The organism is Ornithinimicrobium avium, from assembly GCF_003351765.1.
In the GTDB taxonomy this organism is placed as follows: Bacteria; Actinomycetota; Actinomycetes; order Actinomycetales; family Dermatophilaceae; genus Ornithinicoccus; species Ornithinicoccus avius.
This window is the reverse complement of the sequence record NZ_CP031229.1, coordinates 2,490,260-2,507,551: the sequence shown is the minus strand read 5'-3', so window position 1 is coordinate 2,507,551 and position 17,292 is coordinate 2,490,260. Positions and strand designations below refer to the sequence as shown.

Here is a 17,292-nt window from a genome sequence, read left to right as displayed (position 1 = left end):
CCGACGTCGGCCGGGAGCAGCTGGCTGCGACAACCCTGGCCCGGCAGTTGACCGAGTGGGTGCACAGGGCTCCAGATCCGGCGGGTTCCAGGCCATAGGCTGCACGGCGTGGACCTCGTGCTGGCCGTCGCCGACGGTGAGGCCGTGGAGGCTGTCGAGGTCGACGCGGGTGTGCCGGGGCGGCGGCACCGGGTCGCGCTCGGGGAGCTCCCCGCCTGGGTCGCGGGGCAGCCGGAGTCCGTCCGCTGGGTGTGGGCCGACTCGGCGGCGCTCTACCCGCGGCTGCTGCGGGCGGGTGTCCGCGTCCGGCGCGGTGTCGACCTGAGGCTGACCCGCGCCCTGCTGAGAGCGGCGGCCGCGGTGCGGGACACGTCATACGCGCTCGCCCCGGGGAACGACTGGGACGCCGCCCCGACCGACGCCGCGGTCCCCCCGGAGCACGTGCCGTCCGACCCGACGCTCTTCGACCTCGCGTCGCGGGGACCGGGCGTGGACGAGTGCGTGGCCGAGCACGTGGCCCAGCAGGAGTGTCTGGCCGGTGCCCAGGACCGCGGGGGTCTGGCGCTGCTGTGCCACGCCGAGTCGGTCGGTGGCCTCATCGCCCAGGAGCTCAACCACGCGGGTGTGCCGTTCAGCGCCGAGGTGCACGAGCGGCGGCTGACCGAGACCCTGGGGGAGCGGGACCCCTACGGGGGGCGGCCGGCGGTGCTGGCGCAGGTCTGCGAGCAGGTCCGTGCCGCGCTCGACGCGCCGCGGCTCAACCCGGACTCCGCCGTGGACATCGTCGCGACCCTGCGCCGTGCCGGCCTCGAGGTGACCAGCACCCGCAAGGGGGAGCTGGCCAGGCTGGACCACCCCGTCGTGGAGCCGCTGCTGCGCTACAAGAAGCTGAGCCGGCTGCACACCGCCAACGGCTGGGCCTGGATGGAGAGCTGGGTGCGGGACGGTCGCTTCCGCCCCGACTGGGTGCCGGGCGCCGTCGTCACCGGACGCTGGGCCAGCCGCGGCGGCGGCGCCCTGCAGCTGCCCAGGGAGATCCGGTCCGCGGTGCGGGCCGACCCGGGCTGGCGCCTCGTCGTCGCCGACGCCGCGCAGCTCGAGCCGCGGGTCCTGGCCGCGATGTCCGGGGACGAGCAGATGGCGAGGGCGGCGTCGGCCGGCGACCTCTACCAGGCGCTCGTGGACCAGGGCGTCGTCGAGACCCGCCAGCACGCCAAGGTGGCGATGCTCGGGGCGATGTACGGCGCCACCACGGGCGAGGCCGGTGCCCTCGTGCCGCGGCTGCAGCGCGCCTACCCGCGGGCGGTCGGGCTGGTCGAGGCGGCCGCCCGCGCGGGGGAGCGCGGCGAACGCGTCACCACCTGGCTCGGCCGGACCTCGCCGTGGCCCTCAGGGTGGTGGCGGGACGCGCAGGCCGCCGCCCAGCAGCCCGGGGCCGGCGGCGCCGCTGAGCGGCGGGCGCGGCAGGTGTCCCGCGACTGGGGCCGGTTCACGAGGAACTTCGTCGTCCAGGGCACCGCGGCCGAGTGGGCGCTGTGCTGGATGGGGCACCTGCGCAGGCTGCTGGAGGAGACGGCGAGGGTGGGGACGGCGGGTGGCTCGGGGGTCCACGCGGGTGCCGCGCCGGACGCGCGCCCCGAGCTCGTCTACTTCCTGCACGACGAGGTGATCGTCCACGCACCGGAGGAGCTGGCCGACGAGGTCGCCGCAGCGGTGGCCGGGGCGGCCGCGGCCGCCGGGGAGCTGCTCTTCGGGAGCTTCCCGGTGGAGTTCCCGCTCGACGTGGCGGTGGTGGGGTCCTACGACGAGGCCGGTTGAGCCAGCGCGGCCAGCGCCGCGTCCACGGCCGGCACCAGCCTGGCACGCAGCGGCTCCAGCAGCGTGACCGCGTAGGTGTTGGTGATGTGCGAGCCCTGCCGGTAGACCAGCACGTCGCCGATGACCGGCGGGCACTCCTCCAGCGGGCAGATCCAGTCGTTCATCGTCAGGAAGGTCGCGGTGGGCACCTGGGCGGCCGCCTCCCGGAGCGCCCCGGTGCCGCTGCCGTCGGAGCGGTCGAAGGTGCACCGGGAGAGGTCGTCACGGTGCTCGGAGACGCACTCGTAGACGTGCTTGCCGCCCGGGTTGGGGGAGTCCGCGAGCACCATGACCGGCACCCCCTCCTCCGCCAGGTCCGACCAGTAGTCGGCGTAGCCGGCCGCCAGCCGGTCGCTGCGCTCCTGCCGGGTGCCCTCCCCCGCCCCCTGCTTGACGCCGGAGACGATCACCACCTCGGGCTGCTCCGGGCCGAGCAGCAGGTCGTGGACCCGCTGTCCCCACAGCAGGCAGCTGCCGTCGTCGTCCACCGAGGCCGAGCTCCAGGGGCAGGCGTCCCGGACGTAGTAGTGCAGCCTCCACCCCTGGTCGGTGGCGATCTGCTCCAGGACGTCGCCCCACTGCCCGATCTTGGAGTCGCCGACGACGGCCACGTCGAGGTCCCCCGCGAGGTCTCCCGCCTCGCAGCGGATCACCTCGGTGCCGCCGACGCTGCCGGAGCAGTGCCGGTCGTAGAGGCCGGGCAGGTCCTTGGTGGCCAGCAGCGGGTCCGGCGAGATCGACTCGGGCGTGAGGTCGATCCGCGAGATGTCCGGCCCGGCGGCGGTCGGGTCGGGCGCGGTGACGGTCGGGTCGGGCGCGGCGTCCCGGGCCACCCCGGCCGGTGGGTCCGCGTCCGGGGAGGGAGCAACCGGGTCGGCCACGGGAGGGCCTCCCTCCAGCATGGACCCGGCTCCCGCTCCGGCACCGGCCTCGGCCTGCACGACGGCGGACTCCATCCCGCGCACCAGGGTCAGGCCCGTGCCCAGGCCCAGCAGCGTGCAGGCCGCGCCGACCGTCAGCGCGAGGGAGGGCAGCCTCGACATCACCGCCGCGGACCGGATCGGGTTCTCGACCAGCGCGTAGGTCAGGCGTGCGGGCAGGTAGGAGAACGCCGCGATCGCCACGCCCTGCCACAGCGACAGCTCGCCCCAGGCCGCCGCGGCGACGACGAGGAGCGGCCAGTGCCACAGGTACAGGGAGTATGACGTGGCGCCGACGTCGAGCATCGGTGCGGCGCCCAGGAGACGGACCGGGCCGCGGGACCGCCCCGCGAAGCCACCGGCGATGACGGCGGCCGTGCCCAGCGTCGGCAGGAGCGCGGCATACCCGGGCCAGGGCGTCTGCGGACCCAGCAGGGTCGCGGAGAGGACGAGCGCGAGCACGCCGGCCCACGCGACCGCGGTCGCCGGTCCCGGCGCCAGTCGCTGCCAGAAGGTGGCGGTGATGGCGACGAGGCCACCGACCCCCAGCTCCCACAGCCGGGTCGTGGTGACGAAGTAGGCGGTCTGCGGCTGGCCGGCCGTCGCGACGAGCGACCAGCCGAGCGAGGCCAGGACGACCAGGACCAGGAGCGCGCCGAGCACGGGCCGGGTCCGCAGCCGGTGCCGGTGCACCAGCCAGGTGCCGAGCACGATGAGCAGCGGCCAGACGATGTAGAACTGCTCCTCCACCGCCAGCGACCAGTAGTGCTGCACCGGCGAGGCGACGGAGTCCTCGGCCAGGTAGTCGACCGACCGCGCGGCCAGGCGCCAGTTGATGACGTACGCGGCGGAGGCCGCCAGGTCGCCCCCGATCTCGGCCCACCGCACCGTCGGGACGAACGACCAGCTCAGGACGCCGGTGACGACCAGCACGAGCGAGGCCGCCGGCAGCAGCCGCTTGGCCCGGCGCGCGTAGAACCTGAGCAGGGAGACCCGGCCGGAGCGCTCCACCTCGCGGACCAGCAGCCCGGTGATCAGGAACCCGGAGATGACGAAGAAGACGTCCACCCCGGCGAAGCCGCCGGGGACGAACGGCAGTCCGGCATGGAAGGCCAGCACCATGAGCACCGCCACCGCCCGGAGACCCTCGATGTCCGGGCGGAAGTGCGCGGTGTCGGTAGGACGTCCTGGCACGAGCGCAGCGTACTGCCCTAGCGCGTGCCCCACTCCCACCGCGGCGTGCTGAGCAGGCCCTGCCCGACGACCTGCGTCTCGCCGAGGTCCTTGGTCAGCTCGACCAGCCGCAGGTCGGCCACCTCGCCGGGTGCCGGGCCCACGTCCGCCTCCTCCTCCTCGCGCAGCGCGTCCAGGCCGGTGCCCATCGCCTCCGCCAGCGCCTCGAGCAGCGGCTCGGAGTGGGTGACCAGCACGACCTGCGTGCGCCGCGACGCCGCCGCGACCAGGCGGGCGAGCGGCGCGACCAGTGAGGGGTGCAGGCTCGTCTCCGGCTCGTTGAGCGCCATCAGTCGCGGCGGCACCGGCGTCAGCAGCGCGGCCAGCCAGAGCAGGTAGCGCAGCGTCCCGTCCGACAGCTCCGCCGAGCGCAGCGGGCGCAGCATCCCGGGCTGGTGCAGCCGTACGTCGAAGAGCCCCTCGGTCACGTCCACCTCGAGCCTCGCGCCGTCGAAGGCGTCGGCGACCGCGTCGTCCATCGCGCTGCGCGAGTCCTCCCGGACCGTCTGCAGGGCGGCGGCCAGGTCGGAGCCGTCGTCGGACAGCGCCCACGTGCGCGTCCCGACCTGCGGCCGGCGCGCCGGGCTGCCCGCGTCGACCCGGAAGCCGTCGTAGAACCGCCACGACCGCAGCGCCTCGCGCACGGCCCACAGCTCCGGCGCGGCGAGCGGGTCGACGACCTCGGTGAGCATGCTCGACCACGCGGGGGCGCTCACCGGCGCCCTGGCCCACCGGCCGGCGTCGTCGCGCAGCTCGACGCTGTGGTGCTTGCGCCGCGCGACGAGCGTCGAGGGGCGCATCACCGGCCCGCTCCACACCGCCTCGCGCTTGACCTCGGGGTCGCGGTCGAAGGCCGACCCGTGCTGGACGGGTATGCCGAGGTCCACCAGGTAGGACAGCTCGCCCTCGGTGCTGCCCACCCCGAGCAGCAGGCTGACCCGTCCCCTGCGCACGGTGCCCTCCACGTCATACCCCCGACGGGCGCCGCCGAGCGTCTCCGGGCCGGCCCAGAGCGCGGACTCCAGGCCGCCCTCGCGCGCCAGGGAGCCGACCACCCGTCCGGCGCCGCAGTCCGCGAGCAGGCGCAGGGCCCGGTAGACGCTGCTCTTGCCCGTCCCGTTGGCGCCGGTCACCACGGTGAGCCGGCCCAGCGGCAGCCGGACGTCGCGCAGGGAGCGGTAGCCGCTGACCGCCACGGTGCTGTACACCCGCCTCAGCGTAGGGGTGCGGTCCGACAGGGCACACGACGAGCGGGGTAGGTCGTCGCCGAACCGTGACCTCCGGGTCCGCCACGCCGAGGCTTGGACGTGGCAGGCTAGGAGGGACCACCGCAGGGCCGGTCTCCCGGGCCGGCCCGCACGGGCGAGGAGGTCGGGCGATGTCGGAGCGTGGACTACCTGCGGTCGAGGTCGCGCCGCTGCACCGCGACGGCGAGCTGGGTGGGTTCGTGCTGCTGGGCCGCTGGCCCGAGGACACGCTCGAGTGGACCCAGGTGCTGCTCCTGGCCGTGCAGATGGCCGCCGTCCCGGGCATGCTCCCGGGCGGCAGCACGGTCTTCCGGGTCGCCGAGGAGGTGCCCGACGGGCCGCCTGAGGGCGCGGTCGGGCTCGTCCTGGCCGAGGGCCCGATCCTCGGCGACCGCCCCCTGGAGCCGGGCCGGTTCGCCGGTCACCTGCCGCCGGGACTGGCGGTGCTGCACCCTCCGCGCAGCACGGTGGCCTCGGTGAGCGAGTACGACACCGCCTCCGGCTGCCTGCTCCTGCCCGGCCTGCCCGAGCTGGGCCTGGACCACCGCGCCGCCTGGGTCGAGGCGGACGCCCACGGCCACATCACCCGGTGGGCCAGCCGCTCCAGCGTGGACCTGCACGCCGACGCGGACACCGCCGCCCTCGGGCTGCTGCTCGTGGCCTGAGGGGCGGGTTCTGTCCTAGGGTCGTCCTACGCTCACAGCACGAGCGGACCATCCCGCGCCCAGCCGAGGAGACGCGATGAGCGAGCGCGACACCCCAGACCCCGCCCCGGGCCGTGACCCGGACGCCGGGCGGCCGGACCAGGAGGTGGTCGACCTCGCGCACCGGCTCTTCGACATGGCGCGCGAGGGGCGGACCGAGCAGCTGGCGGCCTACGTCGACGCCGGGGCGCCCGCCGACCTCACCGACCCGTCCGGCAACACCCTGCTGATGCTCGCGGCCTACCACGGCCACGCCCAGCTGGTCGGCGAGCTGGCCCGGCGCGGGGCGGACGTCGACCGGCTCAACGACCGGGGCCAGTCGCCGCTGGCCGGCGCGGTCTTCAAGGGCGAGGACGAGGTGGTGACCGCCCTGCTCGGGCTCGGCGCGGACCCGGAGGCCGGGACGCCGACCGCCCGGCAGACCGCGCAGATGTTCGGCCGGACCGACCTGCTCGACGGGCCGCGCGAGCGCGGAGGTCCTACCGTCGGGGGATGAGCCGACCCACCGTCCTGGTGACCGGAGCCGCCGGCACGGTCGGCGGGGACGTGCTGCGGCTGCTGCGCGACGACCCGCAGGCCGACCTCGACCTGGTCCTGACCGACGCGGCCGCCGACGAGCAGGCCGACCCGCCGGTCCGGGCGCTCGACGTGCGCGACCTGGAGGCGACGACCTCGGCCCTCGGCGGCGTCGACACCGTGATCCACCTCGCCGGCGCCTCCTCCCCGCAGGCCTCCTGGGAGGAGGTGCTCGACCTCAACGTGGTCGGCACCCGCACCGTCCTCGAGGCGGCGCGGCGGGCCGGCGTGCGCCGCGTCGTGCTGGCCTCCTCCAACCACGTCATGGGGATGTACGACCGGGAACACGCCTGGCCCGTCTACGGGCACCAGCCGGTCCGGCCGGACAGCCTCTACGGCGTCTCCAAGGCGATGGCCGAGGTGCTCGGACGCTACTACCACGACGAGCACGGCCTCGAGGTGATCGCCCTGCGGATCGGGTGGGAGAGCGGCGACCGCGGGGCTGCCGACGACGAGGTGACGCAGGCGATGTGGGTCAGCCCGGGGGACATGGCCCAGGCGCTGCGCCGGGCGGTGCAGGCGCAGGTCCGGTACGGCGTCTACTACGTGGTCTCCGACAACCCGACCCGGCGCTGGGACCTGACCAACACGATGGTCGAGCTGGGATACCGGCCGCGGGACAGCTGGCAGGAGGATCAACCGAAGGGTTGAGGCGCGCGGGACGCGGGGGAGGTGGCCTCCTGCGTAACGTCGAGGACATGCTTACCTACATCTTCCGGTCCTCGGTCGTCTGGACCGCGGTCGGCCTGGCCGGCGGCCTCGGCTACCGCGAGCTCACCCGGCAGCAGGAGTTCACCGGCTTCACCCAGCTGGCCCTCGTCCACACCCACGCCCTGGTCTGGGGCACGATCTTCATGCTCGGCCTGCTGGCCCTCGCCGTGGCCCTGCCCGGCCTGACCCGCGACGGCCGGATGCGCTGGGGCCTGCACCTGTTCAACGCGGGCCTGGCCATCACCGTCGGCATGCTCGGCTTCAAGGGCAGCCTGCAGGTGCTCGGCACCTCCTGGTCCGACAGCCCCGCCCTCGCCGGGATCTCGGGCACCGGCCACATCCTGCTCACCGTCTCGCTCGTGCTCCTGCTGCTGGCCGTCGGCCGACAGGTCAAGGACCTGCAGCGCACCGCCGTCACCGCCCGTGACGACGAGCTCCAGGAGCTGGTGACCACCCGGTGACGCGCACGGCAGGTCCCCGGCACCGCTGGGCGGCGCTCGGCGTGCTCGCGGCGGCCCTGGCGATGATCATCCTCGACGGGACGATCGTCGGTGTCGCGCTCCCGGCGATCATCGACGACCTCGACCTGCACCTGACGCAGGCGCAGTGGGTCAACAGCCTCTACTCGATGGTCTTCGCCGCGCTGCTGCTGGCGTCCGGACGGCTGGGGGACCGGATCGGGCGTCGGCGGCTGCTCGTGGTCGGCGTCGTGATGTTCGTGGTCGGCAGCGTGCTGGCCGGGCTCGCCGGGGGCGGCTCCTCGCTCATCGCCGCCCGCGCGCTGCAGGGCGTCGGCGGCGCGCTCGTGCTGCCCGCGACCCTCTCGACCGTCAACGCCACCTTCCGCGGCAAGGACCGCGCGACGGCCTTCGGCATCTGGGGCGCGGTCATGGCCGGGACCGCCGCGGTCGGGCCGCTGCTCGGCGGCTGGCTGACCACGGTGGCCAGCTGGCGCTGGATCTTCTACGTCAACGTGCCGGTCGGCCTCGCGGTCCTCCTCGGCGCGCTCCTCCTCGTCCCCGAGACCAAGGGCGCCCGGGGTGGTCGCGGGCTCGACGTCGACGGCCTGCTCACCAGCGGGATCGGTATGGCGCTGCTCGTCTTCGGGATGATCGAGGCCACCGCGCTGGGCTGGTGGACCCCGAAGGCGGACTTCACCGTCCTCGGGCTGACCTGGCCGGTCACCGCGCCCGTCTCGCCGGTGCCGGTGGCGCTCGCCGTGGGCGTCCTCTTCCTGCTGCTCTTCGTGCGCTGGGAGATGCACCGGGCCCGGGTCGGCCGCTCCGCGCTGCTGGACCTGACCCTCTTCTCGGTGCCGACCTTCACCTGGGGCAACCTCACCGCCACCGCCGTCGCGGCAGGTGAGTTCGCCCTGGTCTTCGTGCTGCCGCTCTACCTCGTCAACGCCGCCGGGCTGACGATCATGCAGGCCGGCCTGGTGCTGGCCGCGATGGCCTTCGGAGCCTTCGTCTCCGGGGCCTCGGCCCGGCCGCTCGCCCAGCGCTGGTCCCCGGCGAGTGTCGTGGTGGGCGGGCTCGCCCTCGAGCTGGCCGGCCTGGTCGTGCTGGCCTTGCTCGCACGTCCGGACCTGGCCATCTGGATGATGATCGCCCCGCTGGTCGTCTACGGCCTGGGCCTGGGCCTCGCGTCGGCGCAGCTGACCTCGACCGTGCTGCGCGACGTGCCGGCGGCCCAGTCGGGCTCGGCGTCGGCGACGCAGTCGACGGCCCGCCAGGTCGGCGCCGCGGTCGGCAGCGCGATCTGCGGGACCGCGCTGGCGGCCGGGCTCGGCTGGTTGCTGCCCGGCGCCCTGGCCGACCTGCCGCACCTGGACCCGGCCACGGCCGACCAGCTGCAGAGCACCGTGGTCAGCTCGGCGGGTGGCGTCATCCCGATGGTCCGTGCCGGGACCGGGCCCTTCGCGTCGCTGGGCAGCGCCGGACCCGAGGTGGCCCGCACCCTGGCCGACGTCTTCGGGCAGGCGACCGGCGTCGCGGTCGCGGTGGCCGCCCTCCTGCTCGCCCTCGGCCTCGTCGGGGCGCTGCGCGTCGCGGTGGTCGCCCGCCGGGAGGTCTGAGCGGCGCAGCCGGCCCGCGCACGCGGATCAACCGAAGGGTCGAGGCCGGCAGGGAGAGGGGCAGGTGTCCTTCTCCATACCGTCGAAGACATGCTCCCCCACCCTCTCCCCCGCCTGCTGACCGGCCGCGCCTCCGCCTGGGTCGCCCTCCTGCTCGCCGCCCTCGTCGCCGCCGGTCTGATGGGCGGCCTGCGCGGCGCCGAGGTCGCCGCCGGCCACGGCGCCGCACCCTCCACCTCCGAGTCCGCCGTCGTCTCCGACCTCGTCCAGGAGCTGCCCGGCGCCGACGTCGCGACGCTCGTCGTGGTCGCCACCCGCGAGGACGGCGCGGTCCTGACCGCCGCCGACCAGGCGGGCCTCGCGCAGCTCTCCGCCACCCTCCCGGCCGCCCGGGGCGAGCAGGCCTTCGGGCCGATCATGAGCGGGGACGGCGAGGCCGGCATGATCCAGGTGCCCGTGCGCGTCGACCCCACCGACAACGACGCCCTGCGCAGCGTGGTCGACGGGGTGCGGGCCGCGGTCGCCGACGGGCTGCCCGCCGGGCTCGACGCGAGGACGACCGGCGGACCGGCCTTCGGCGCCGACATCGCCGCGTCCTTCGACGGCGCGAACCTCACCCTGCTGCTCGTCACCGTCGGCGTCGTCGGCCTGCTGCTCATGCTGACCTACCGCTCGCCGGTGCTGATGCTCCTCCCGCTGACCGTCGTCGGTCTGGCCGACCAGGTCGCCGGCGTGGTGACCAAGGCGGTCGGGCAGGCGCTCGACCTCAGCTTCGACGGCGGCATCATCAGCGTCCTGGTCTTCGGGGCAGGCGCCAACTACGCCCTGCTGCTCATCTCCCGCTACCGCGAGGAGCTGCACGAGCACGAGGACCACCGTGCCGCGCTGCGCGCCGCCTGGCGCGGGAGCGTCCCGGCGATCCTGGCGAGCAACGTCGCGGTCGTGCTGGCCCTGTCGACCCTCGTGCTCGCCTCCCTGCCCGGCACCCGGGGCCTGGGCATCGCCGCGGCGGTCGGCCTCGTGGTCGCGCTCGTCTCGGTCGTGCTCGTCCTGCCCGCCGCGCTCGCGGTCGTCGGCCGGGGAGCGTTCTGGCCGTTCGTGCCGCGCCCCGGGACCGGGCACGGCGCGCACGCCGCGGCCCCGGACCAGGGCCTGTGGGGCCGGGTCGCCGGCTCCGTCGTGCGTCGTCCGCGCCAGGTCCTGGCCGCCGGCGTCGTGCTGCTGGCGGTCATGGCGACCGGCCTGATCGGCACGGACGTCGGCCTGAGCCAGGTCGACCGGTTCCGCGGGGGCTCGGAGTCCGCGACCGGGGTGCAGGTCGTCTCCGAGCACTTCCCGGCCGGCAGCGCCGCGCCGTTCACGGTCGTCACCGGCGCCGCCGGGCTGGACGCGGTCACCGCCGCCGTCGAGGGCGTCGACGGGGTGGAGATGGTCCGCCCCGGACCGGCCGGCGACACGGCCTCCCGCGGCGAGGTCGCCACCCTCACCGTCGTCGGCGACGCTGCCCCGGGCACCCAGGCCGAGCGCGACCTGGTGCGCGACCTGCGCGCGGCGGTGCACGGCATACCCGGCGGGGAGGCGATGGTGGGCGGCGCCGCGGTGACCGACGTCGACTCCCGGGCCGCCGCCCGCGCCGACCTCTTCCTCGTCGCGCCGCTGGTCCTGGCCGTCGTCGCCGTCGTGCTCGCGGTCCTGCTGCGCTCGCTCGTCGCCCCGTTCGTGCTGCTCGCCGTCAACGTCGCCAGCACGCTCGCGGCGATCGGCGCCGGCGCGTGGGCCGGCCGGGTCCTCTTCGGCTGGCACGCGCTCGACACGGACGTGCCGCTGCTGGCGTTCCTGTTCCTCGTGGCGCTCGGGATCGACTACACGATCTTCCTCGTGCACCGGGTCCGCTCGGAGGCGCCGGCGCTCGGCACCCGCGGCGCGGTCGTGCGCGGCGTGAGCACCACGGGCGTGGTCATCACCAGCGCCGGGACCGTCCTGGCGGGCGTCTTCGCCGCGCTCAGCGTCCTCCCGCTCGTCACGCTCGGCCAGCTGGGCCTCATCGTCGGGCTCGGCGTGGTCGTGGACACCCTCCTCGTGCGCACCCTGCTCGTCCCGGCGGTCATCACCCTGGTCGGCGACCGGTTCTGGTGGCCGAGCCGCCCGCAGCCCGGCGCGGCCGCGGAGCCGGACGTGGCGCCCGAGCGCGAGCTGGTCCTGACACGATGAGGGGGTGAGGACCTCGACCGCCGCGATGATCCGCAGCCTGGCGCTGGTCCAGCACGTGCTCTTCCTCGCGCTGGTCGCGATCGGGGTATGGCGCGCGCTCGCCACCGGCGCACCCCTCGCCCTGCTCGTCGGCGCCGTCGTGCTGCTGCTCGCCTGGTACGCCGTGGGCGCCCGCCGCGCGGCGGCCGGTCCGGGCGGAGGGCCGCACCTGTCGGCCGAGGGGGCCGCGCTGCGCCGGGTCGGGCCCGGGGGCTGGTGGTTCCTCGGGCTGGTCGTCGCCTGGCTGCTCGCCGTGGCGGTCAGCCCGGAGCTCATCTGGGTGGCGTTCTCGCTGTGGCTGCTGGCCGGTCACCTGCTGCCCTTCCGGCTCGGTGTCGTTCTCAGCGCGGTGGTGCTCGCGGTCGTGGTGCTGCGGCCGTGGCCCGGCGGGCTGAGCGTGGCGGAGGTCGTGGGCCCGGCGGTCGGGATGGTCTTCGCGCTCGCCCTCTCCCGGGGCCAGCAGCAGCTCGTCCGTGACGGGCTCGAGCGCGAGCGGCTCGTCGCCTCCCTCGTCGCGGCCCAGGAGGAGACCGAGGTGCTGCACGCCGAGCTCGCCGAGGTGCAGCGCTCGGCCGGCGTCCTGGCCGAGCGGACGAGGCTCTCCCGGGACATCCACGACACCCTCGCCCAGGGCTTCTCCTCGATCCTGCTGCTGGCGCGCGCCGGCGCGGCCACCCAGGACCAGGAGGCCGAGCGGCGGCTGCTGGCGCAGATCGAGACCTCCGCCGCCGAGGGCCTGGACGAGGCGCGCCGCGTCGTCGGCGCGCTCGCCCCGGCACCGCTGGAGTCGGGGCTGGTCGAGGCGCTGCGCCGGATCGTGGACCGCTTCACCGAGGAGAGCGGCGTGGCCGGCGAGGTCCGCGTCGAGGGTGACGTCGCCGCGCTCCCGCCGGTCGTCGAGGTGGCCCTCCTGCGCGTCGCCCAGTCCGCCCTCGCCAACGTGCGTCAGCACGCCCATGCCTCGGCGGTCGTCCTCACCGTCGCCGAGGCCGAGGACTCCGTCCGGCTCGACGTCGTCGACGACGGGCGCGGCTTCGACCCGGCCGCGGTCGTGGAGGACGCCGACGTGAGCCGCGGCGGCTACGGGCTGCGCGCCTCCCGCCAGCGGCTGCGCGAGCTCGGCGGCGGCCTCGACGTCGAGTCCGAGCCGGGCGGCGGCACCGCGGTGAGCGCCTCCGTGCCGCTGGCGCGGACCCAGCCTCGGGGCGGGGTGGCGGACGGGTGACCGGCGAGACCCCATACCCCGACGTCGGCGCAGCCGTCAGCGTCCTGGTCGTCGACGACCACCCCGTCGTGCGCGCGGGCCTGCTCGCCCTGCTGTCCGTCCAGCCCGGGCTGCGGGTGGTGGGCGAGGCGGGCGACGGCGACGAGGCGGTCAGGCTGGCGCGCGAGCTGCGGCCGGACGTCGTCCTGTGCGACCTGCGGCTCGGGGACGGCCCGGACGGGGTCGAGGTGAGCCGTGCGCTGCGCGCCGGGGCAGCGGCGGGCGCGCCCGCGGTGCTGATCCTCACCACCTACGACCACGACGCCGACCTGGTGCGGGCGGTCGAGGCGGGGGCCTCCGGGTACCTGCTCAAGGACGCCGCGCCGGCCGCGATCGTGGCCGCCATCGAGGCCTCCGCCCGGGGGGAGACCCTCTTCGGCCCCGAGCTGACCGAGCGCGTGGTGGCGACCATGCGGGTGCGGCGGGCCGAGCTGTCGCCGCGCGAGCTCGAGGTGCTGCGGCTGGTCGCCGACGGGATGTCCAACCGGGAGGTGGCGCGCAGCCTGTTCGTCAGCGAGGCGACGGTCAAGACGCACCTGAACCATCTCTTCGGCAAGCTCGGTGCGGAGAGCCGGACCGCGGCGGTGGCCTCGGCGCGGGCGGCCGGGCTGATCGACTGAGCGCCCTCGGCGCCCGTGTGGACGGACGGGTCGGGGTGTCGTGGAATAGACAGGAAGGTGCTCCTGTTCCTATAGTTGATTCGTCAACTACTTCTCAGAAGGTGAGCCACATGCAGCTCGGACTCTTCAGCGTCGGCGACGTGACCATGGACCCGACCACCGGCCGCACGCCCACCGAGGGCGAGCGCATCGAGGCGATGACCCGCATCGCCCTGAAGGCCGAGGAGGTCGGGCTCGACGTCTTCGCCACCGGCGAGCACCACAACCCGCCGTTCGTGCCGTCGGCGCCGACCACCCACCTGGCCTTCATCGCCGCCCAGACCGAGCGGCTGATCCTGTCGACGGCCACCACCCTGATCACCACCACCGACCCGGTGCGCATCGCGGAGGACTACGCCTTCCTGCAGCACCTGGCCAAGGGTCGCGTCGACCTGATGATGGGCCGCGGCAACACCGGTCCGGTCTACCCGTGGTTCGGCAAGGACATCCGCCAGGGCATCCCGCTCGCGGTGGAGAACTACCACCTGCTGCGCCGCCTGTGGCGTGAGGAGGTCGTGGACTGGGAGGGCAAGTTCCGCACCCCGCTGCACGGCTTCACCTCCACGCCGCGCCCGCTCGACGACACCCCGCCGTTCGTCTGGCACGGCTCGATCCGGTCCACCGAGATCGCCGAGCAGGCCGCCTACTACGGCGACGGCTTCTTCCACAACAACATCTTCTGGAACATCGAGCACACCGCCCAGATGGTGAACCTCTACCGCCGCCGGTTCGAGCACTACGGCCACGGCTCGGCCGACCAGGCCATCGTCGGGCTCGGCGGGCAGGCCTTCATGGCCGCCACCGAGGCGGAGGCGAAGAGGACCTTCCGGCCCTACTTCGACAACGCGCCCGTCTACGGCCACGGCCCGAGCATGGAGCAGTTCACCCAGGCCACCCCGCTGACCGTGGGCACCCCGGAGATGGTCATCGAGCGCACGCTCGGCTTCGCCGACGCGGTCGGCGACTACCAACGGCAGCTCTTCCTCATGGACCACGCCGGCCTGCCGATCGAGATGGTCCTGGAGCAGGTCGAGATGCTCGGCACCGAGGTCGTCCCGGTGCTGCGCAAGGAGTTCGAGGCCCGTCGTCCCGCACACGTGCCCAGCGACCCGCCCACCCACGGCTCGCTCGTGGCGCAGGGCCCGGAGAGCACGTTCCACCTCGTCGCGCCCGCCCGCGCCGCCGCGGCCACCAGCTGACCACCCGCCGCCCGGGGACGGACCCCGTCCCCGGGCGCACGCCATACCTCCAGGAGACTGACTGCATGTCCCGTCGAATCGTCGTCATCACGGCCGGGCTGTCCCGGCCGTCGTCCACCCGGCTGCTCGCCGACCGCCTGGCCGACGCGGTCGGCGCCGAGGTCAGCGCCCGCGGCGAGAGCGTCGAGGTCGAGGTCATCGAGCTGCGCGAGCTGGCGCAGGACCTGGCCACCACCATGACCGCCGGGGGTATGCCCACCGGCCGGGTCAAGCGAGCCCGCGACCTGGTCACCTCGGCCGACGGCCTGATCGCGGTCACGCCGGTGTTCACCGCCAGCTACTCGGGCCTGTTCAAGATGTTCATGGACGTGCTCGACACCGACGCGATCAACGGGATGCCCGTCGTCATCGCCGCGACGGCTGGCACCGCGCGCCACCAGCTCGTGCTCGACCACGCGCTGCGGCCGCTGTTCACCTACCTGCGCGCGGTCGTCGTGCCGACCGGCGTCTTCGCCGCGACCGAGGACTTCGGCGGCGGCGAGGGCGGCGGGGGGCTCGCCGGGCGCGTCGCCCGCGCCGCCTCCGAGCTGGCCGCGCTCGTCGTCTCCGAGAGCGGGTCGGTGGCCGGCTTCGCCGCCAGCGCCGAGGAGCTCGTCGCGCCGAGGCGGCGCCGCTCGGGCAACGGGGTCGAGACGGACGTGACCGACTTCGAGACGCTGCTGGGCGAGCTGGGCCAGTAGGTCTGCGCGCGCAACCCGCTCACGTGAGTGGGTCCTGCACGCCGCTGGGCCCGTGCCCGTGCTCGACCCGCTCACGTGAGTGGTTTCTGCACGCCGCAGGGGCCGTGGCCGTGCTCGACCCGCTCACGTGAGTGGTTCCTGCACGCCGCAGAGGCAGATCGCGGGCCTACCTCACCCACGTGAGTGGCTCGTGCGCGCCGCAGGGGCGGTCAGTGACCCCGGAACGCCTCCTCCAGCCACCACGACGGCTCCTCCGAGGTGACCTTGGCGTGGACCAGCATCGGTCCGCTGGTGTCTGACGCGAGCCAGTCGCGCACCGGCGCCAGGTCCTCGACGGTCCGCACGGTCACCGCCTCGAACCCGTAGCCCCGCCCGATCGCGGCGATGTCCGTCTCCGGGAAGCGCACGATGCCCACGTCGTGGCCGCCGGGGCCGAAGTGGTGCACCTCGGCGCCGTAGGCCTCGTCGTCGTAGACCACGACCAGCATCGGCAGGCCCAGCCGCGCGACGGTGTCCAGCTCGGCGGCGGCCATGAGCGCACCGCCGTCGCCGAGCGCCGCCACGGGCAGCCGGTCCGGCCGGGCCAGGGCCGCCCCGATGGCGGTCGCCAGACCCAGCCCGATCGACTGGAAGGCCTGCGTGAAGCAGAAGCCCTCCTCGTCGGGCACGCCCAGGAACATGCTCGGGTAGCCCATGAAGTTGCCCGAGTCGACGGACACCACGCGCTCGGCCGGCAGCAGGTCGTCCAGCGCGACGGACAGGGTGCGCGGGTCGATCCGACCGTCCCCGCCGGTGTCGTCGTAGGGGACGTCCCTCCAGCGCAGCTCCTTGTCGAGCCGCTCGCCCACCTCGGGCCTGCGGTATGCCGTGCGCCGCTCGCCCAGGAGGTCGGTCGCCGCGGCGGCGGTGGCCGCCACGTCGCCCAGGACGCCGAAGGTCAGCTCGCGGTGGGCGCCGAGGGCGTCGGCGGTGTCGTCGACCTGGACGACGGTCGCCCCGTCCGCGATGAGCCGGCCGTGCCGCATCGTCCACATGTTGAGCGCGCAGCCCCAGCCGACGATGAGGTCGGCGCCCTGCACGAGCTCGGCGGTCAGCGGCGAGGAGAACCCGCCCGAGACGTCGAGCTGCCAGGGATGGTCGTGGAAGAGGCCCTTGGCCACGGCCGAGGTCGCCAGCAGCGCGCCGGAGCGGTCGGCGAGCTCGCGCACCGCGTCCCGCGCCGCGTGCGTGCGACCGCCACGGCCGACGACGAAGACCGGGCGCTGCGCGGCGCGGAGGGCGTCGGCGAGACGCTCGACGTCCTGCGGCGAGGGGACGACCGGTGAGGGCGCAGGGGGCAGGGCGACGGCGTCGAGGGCGCCGTCGGGCACGTCCTGCTCCTGCACGTGCAGCGGCAGGTTGAGCACGACGGTGCGACGCCCGTGGACGGCCTCGGCGACGGCGGCGACCGTCTGGGCGACCGCCTCGGAGGGCGAGGTGACCCGGTGCGGAACGGCGCCGACGGAGCGGGCCATCGCCTCCTGGTCGACGTAGAAGTTGGAGCGTGGCTCGACCGACTCGGGCGCGATCAGGACCAGGGGGGTCCGGCTCTTGGCCGCCTCGGCGACCCCGGTCAGGCTGTTGGTGAAGCCGCACCCCTGGTGGACCGTGATCGCGGCCGGCCGCCCGCAGACCCGGGCGTAGCCGTCGGCAGCCGTCGCCGCGCCCCCCTCGTGCCGGGTCGCCACGAAGCGGGCGCCAGCCGCGACCATGGCATTGGTGACGTGGAAGTTGCCGGAGCCGACCACCCCGAAGACGTGGTCGACACCGCAGGCCACCAGCGCCCGGCCGACCGCCTCAGAAACGAGCATGGGAG

Annotated in this window: 14 protein-coding genes; 11 read left to right on the top strand and 3 right to left on the bottom strand. The window is 74.9% G+C overall.

Features of this window, described 5'->3' with window-relative positions; translation table 11 throughout:
- Positions 1–108: 108 nt before the first annotated feature.
- Complete coding sequence (locus DV701_RS11470) at positions 109–1,818, top strand: bifunctional 3'-5' exonuclease/DNA polymerase (protein ID WP_228254991.1); 1,710 nt, start codon at positions 109–111, stop codon at positions 1,816–1,818.
- On the opposite strand, the gene DV701_RS11465 is transcribed toward DV701_RS11470, so the two are convergent.
- Entirely contained in the window at positions 1,800–3,971 is a 2,172-nt protein-coding gene (locus tag DV701_RS11465; protein ID WP_162802989.1) for an acyltransferase family protein, read from the bottom strand. The two genes, DV701_RS11470 and DV701_RS11465, sit on opposite strands and share 19 nt — an antisense overlap.
- Positions 3,972–3,988: 17 nt before the next feature.
- Positions 3,989–5,218, bottom strand: coding sequence for an AAA family ATPase (locus DV701_RS11460; RefSeq protein WP_114928415.1), 1,230 nt, complete (start codon positions 5,216–5,218; stop codon positions 3,989–3,991).
- Between the two features lie 170 nt (positions 5,219–5,388).
- Between DV701_RS11460 and DV701_RS11455 the strand changes: the two genes are divergently transcribed.
- The 10 genes from DV701_RS11455 to DV701_RS11410 all read left to right on the top strand — a co-directional run bounded on the left by DV701_RS11455 (position 5,389) and on the right by DV701_RS11410 (position 15,437).
- The gene (locus DV701_RS11455; protein ID WP_114928414.1) at positions 5,389–5,922 is read left to right on the top strand and encodes a peptidase; all 534 of its coding nucleotides are present in this window, start codon (positions 5,389–5,391) and stop codon (positions 5,920–5,922) included.
- A 76-nt stretch (positions 5,923–5,998) separates the two neighbouring features.
- Positions 5,999–6,457: an ankyrin repeat domain-containing protein gene (locus DV701_RS11450; RefSeq protein ID WP_114928413.1), complete on the top strand. Its 459-nt coding sequence runs from the start codon at positions 5,999–6,001 to the stop codon at positions 6,455–6,457.
- Positions 6,454–7,188: an NAD-dependent epimerase/dehydratase family protein gene (locus DV701_RS11445; protein WP_114928412.1), complete on the top strand. Its 735-nt coding sequence runs from the start codon at positions 6,454–6,456 to the stop codon at positions 7,186–7,188. Before DV701_RS11450 ends, DV701_RS11445 begins: the two co-directional genes overlap by 4 nt.
- Positions 7,189–7,235: 47 nt before the next feature.
- On the top strand, positions 7,236–7,709 hold the full coding sequence (locus tag DV701_RS11440; RefSeq protein WP_114928411.1) for a DUF2871 family protein: 474 nt from the start codon (positions 7,236–7,238) through the stop codon (positions 7,707–7,709).
- A complete protein-coding gene (locus DV701_RS11435; protein ID WP_267874115.1) occupies positions 7,706–9,325 on the top strand; it encodes an MFS transporter in 1,620 nt (539 codons plus the stop codon). The genes DV701_RS11440 and DV701_RS11435 overlap by 4 nt, the downstream gene beginning before the upstream one ends.
- A gap of 90 nt (positions 9,326–9,415) precedes the next feature.
- Entirely contained in the window at positions 9,416–11,536 is a 2,121-nt protein-coding gene (locus tag DV701_RS11430; protein ID WP_114928410.1) for an MMPL family transporter, read from the top strand.
- Between the two features lie 4 nt (positions 11,537–11,540).
- Complete coding sequence (locus tag DV701_RS11425; RefSeq protein WP_228254990.1) at positions 11,541–12,800, top strand: sensor histidine kinase; 1,260 nt, start codon at positions 11,541–11,543, stop codon at positions 12,798–12,800.
- Positions 12,797–13,459, top strand: coding sequence for a response regulator (locus DV701_RS11420; protein WP_114928409.1), 663 nt, complete (start codon positions 12,797–12,799; stop codon positions 13,457–13,459). The genes DV701_RS11425 and DV701_RS11420 overlap by 4 nt, the downstream gene beginning before the upstream one ends.
- 110 nt (positions 13,460–13,569) lie before the next feature.
- Positions 13,570–14,697 carry an LLM class flavin-dependent oxidoreductase gene (locus tag DV701_RS11415; RefSeq protein WP_114928408.1) on the top strand — a complete coding sequence of 376 codons (1,128 nt, stop codon included), beginning with the start codon at positions 13,570–13,572 and terminating at the stop codon, positions 14,695–14,697.
- A 65-nt stretch (positions 14,698–14,762) separates the two neighbouring features.
- Positions 14,763–15,437, top strand: a complete 675-nt coding sequence (locus DV701_RS11410) for an FMN reductase (RefSeq protein WP_114928407.1) — start codon at positions 14,763–14,765, stop codon at positions 15,435–15,437.
- Between the two features lie 209 nt (positions 15,438–15,646).
- On the opposite strand, the gene DV701_RS11405 is transcribed toward DV701_RS11410, so the two are convergent.
- Positions 15,647–17,287 carry a thiamine pyrophosphate-binding protein gene (locus DV701_RS11405; protein ID WP_114928406.1) on the bottom strand — a complete coding sequence of 547 codons (1,641 nt, stop codon included), beginning with the start codon at positions 17,285–17,287 and terminating at the stop codon, positions 15,647–15,649.
- Positions 17,288–17,292 lie beyond the last annotated feature (5 nt).

Coding starts and splice junctions, on each gene's coding strand:
- DV701_RS11455 (WP_114928414.1), top strand. CDS start 5,389: ATGTCGGAGCGTGGACTACCTGCGGTCGAGGTCGCGCCGCTGCACCGC.
- DV701_RS11450 (WP_114928413.1), top strand. CDS start 5,999: ATGAGCGAGCGCGACACCCCAGACCCCGCCCCGGGCCGTGACCCGGAC.
- DV701_RS11445 (WP_114928412.1), top strand. CDS start 6,454: ATGAGCCGACCCACCGTCCTGGTGACCGGAGCCGCCGGCACGGTCGGC.
- DV701_RS11440 (WP_114928411.1), top strand. CDS start 7,236: ATGCTTACCTACATCTTCCGGTCCTCGGTCGTCTGGACCGCGGTCGGC.
- DV701_RS11430 (WP_114928410.1), top strand. CDS start 9,416: ATGCTCCCCCACCCTCTCCCCCGCCTGCTGACCGGCCGCGCCTCCGCC.
- DV701_RS11415 (WP_114928408.1), top strand. CDS start 13,570: ATGCAGCTCGGACTCTTCAGCGTCGGCGACGTGACCATGGACCCGACC.
- DV701_RS11410 (WP_114928407.1), top strand. CDS start 14,763: ATGTCCCGTCGAATCGTCGTCATCACGGCCGGGCTGTCCCGGCCGTCG.
- DV701_RS11405 (WP_114928406.1), bottom strand. CDS start 17,287: ATGCTCGTTTCTGAGGCGGTCGGCCGGGCGCTGGTGGCCTGCGGTGTC.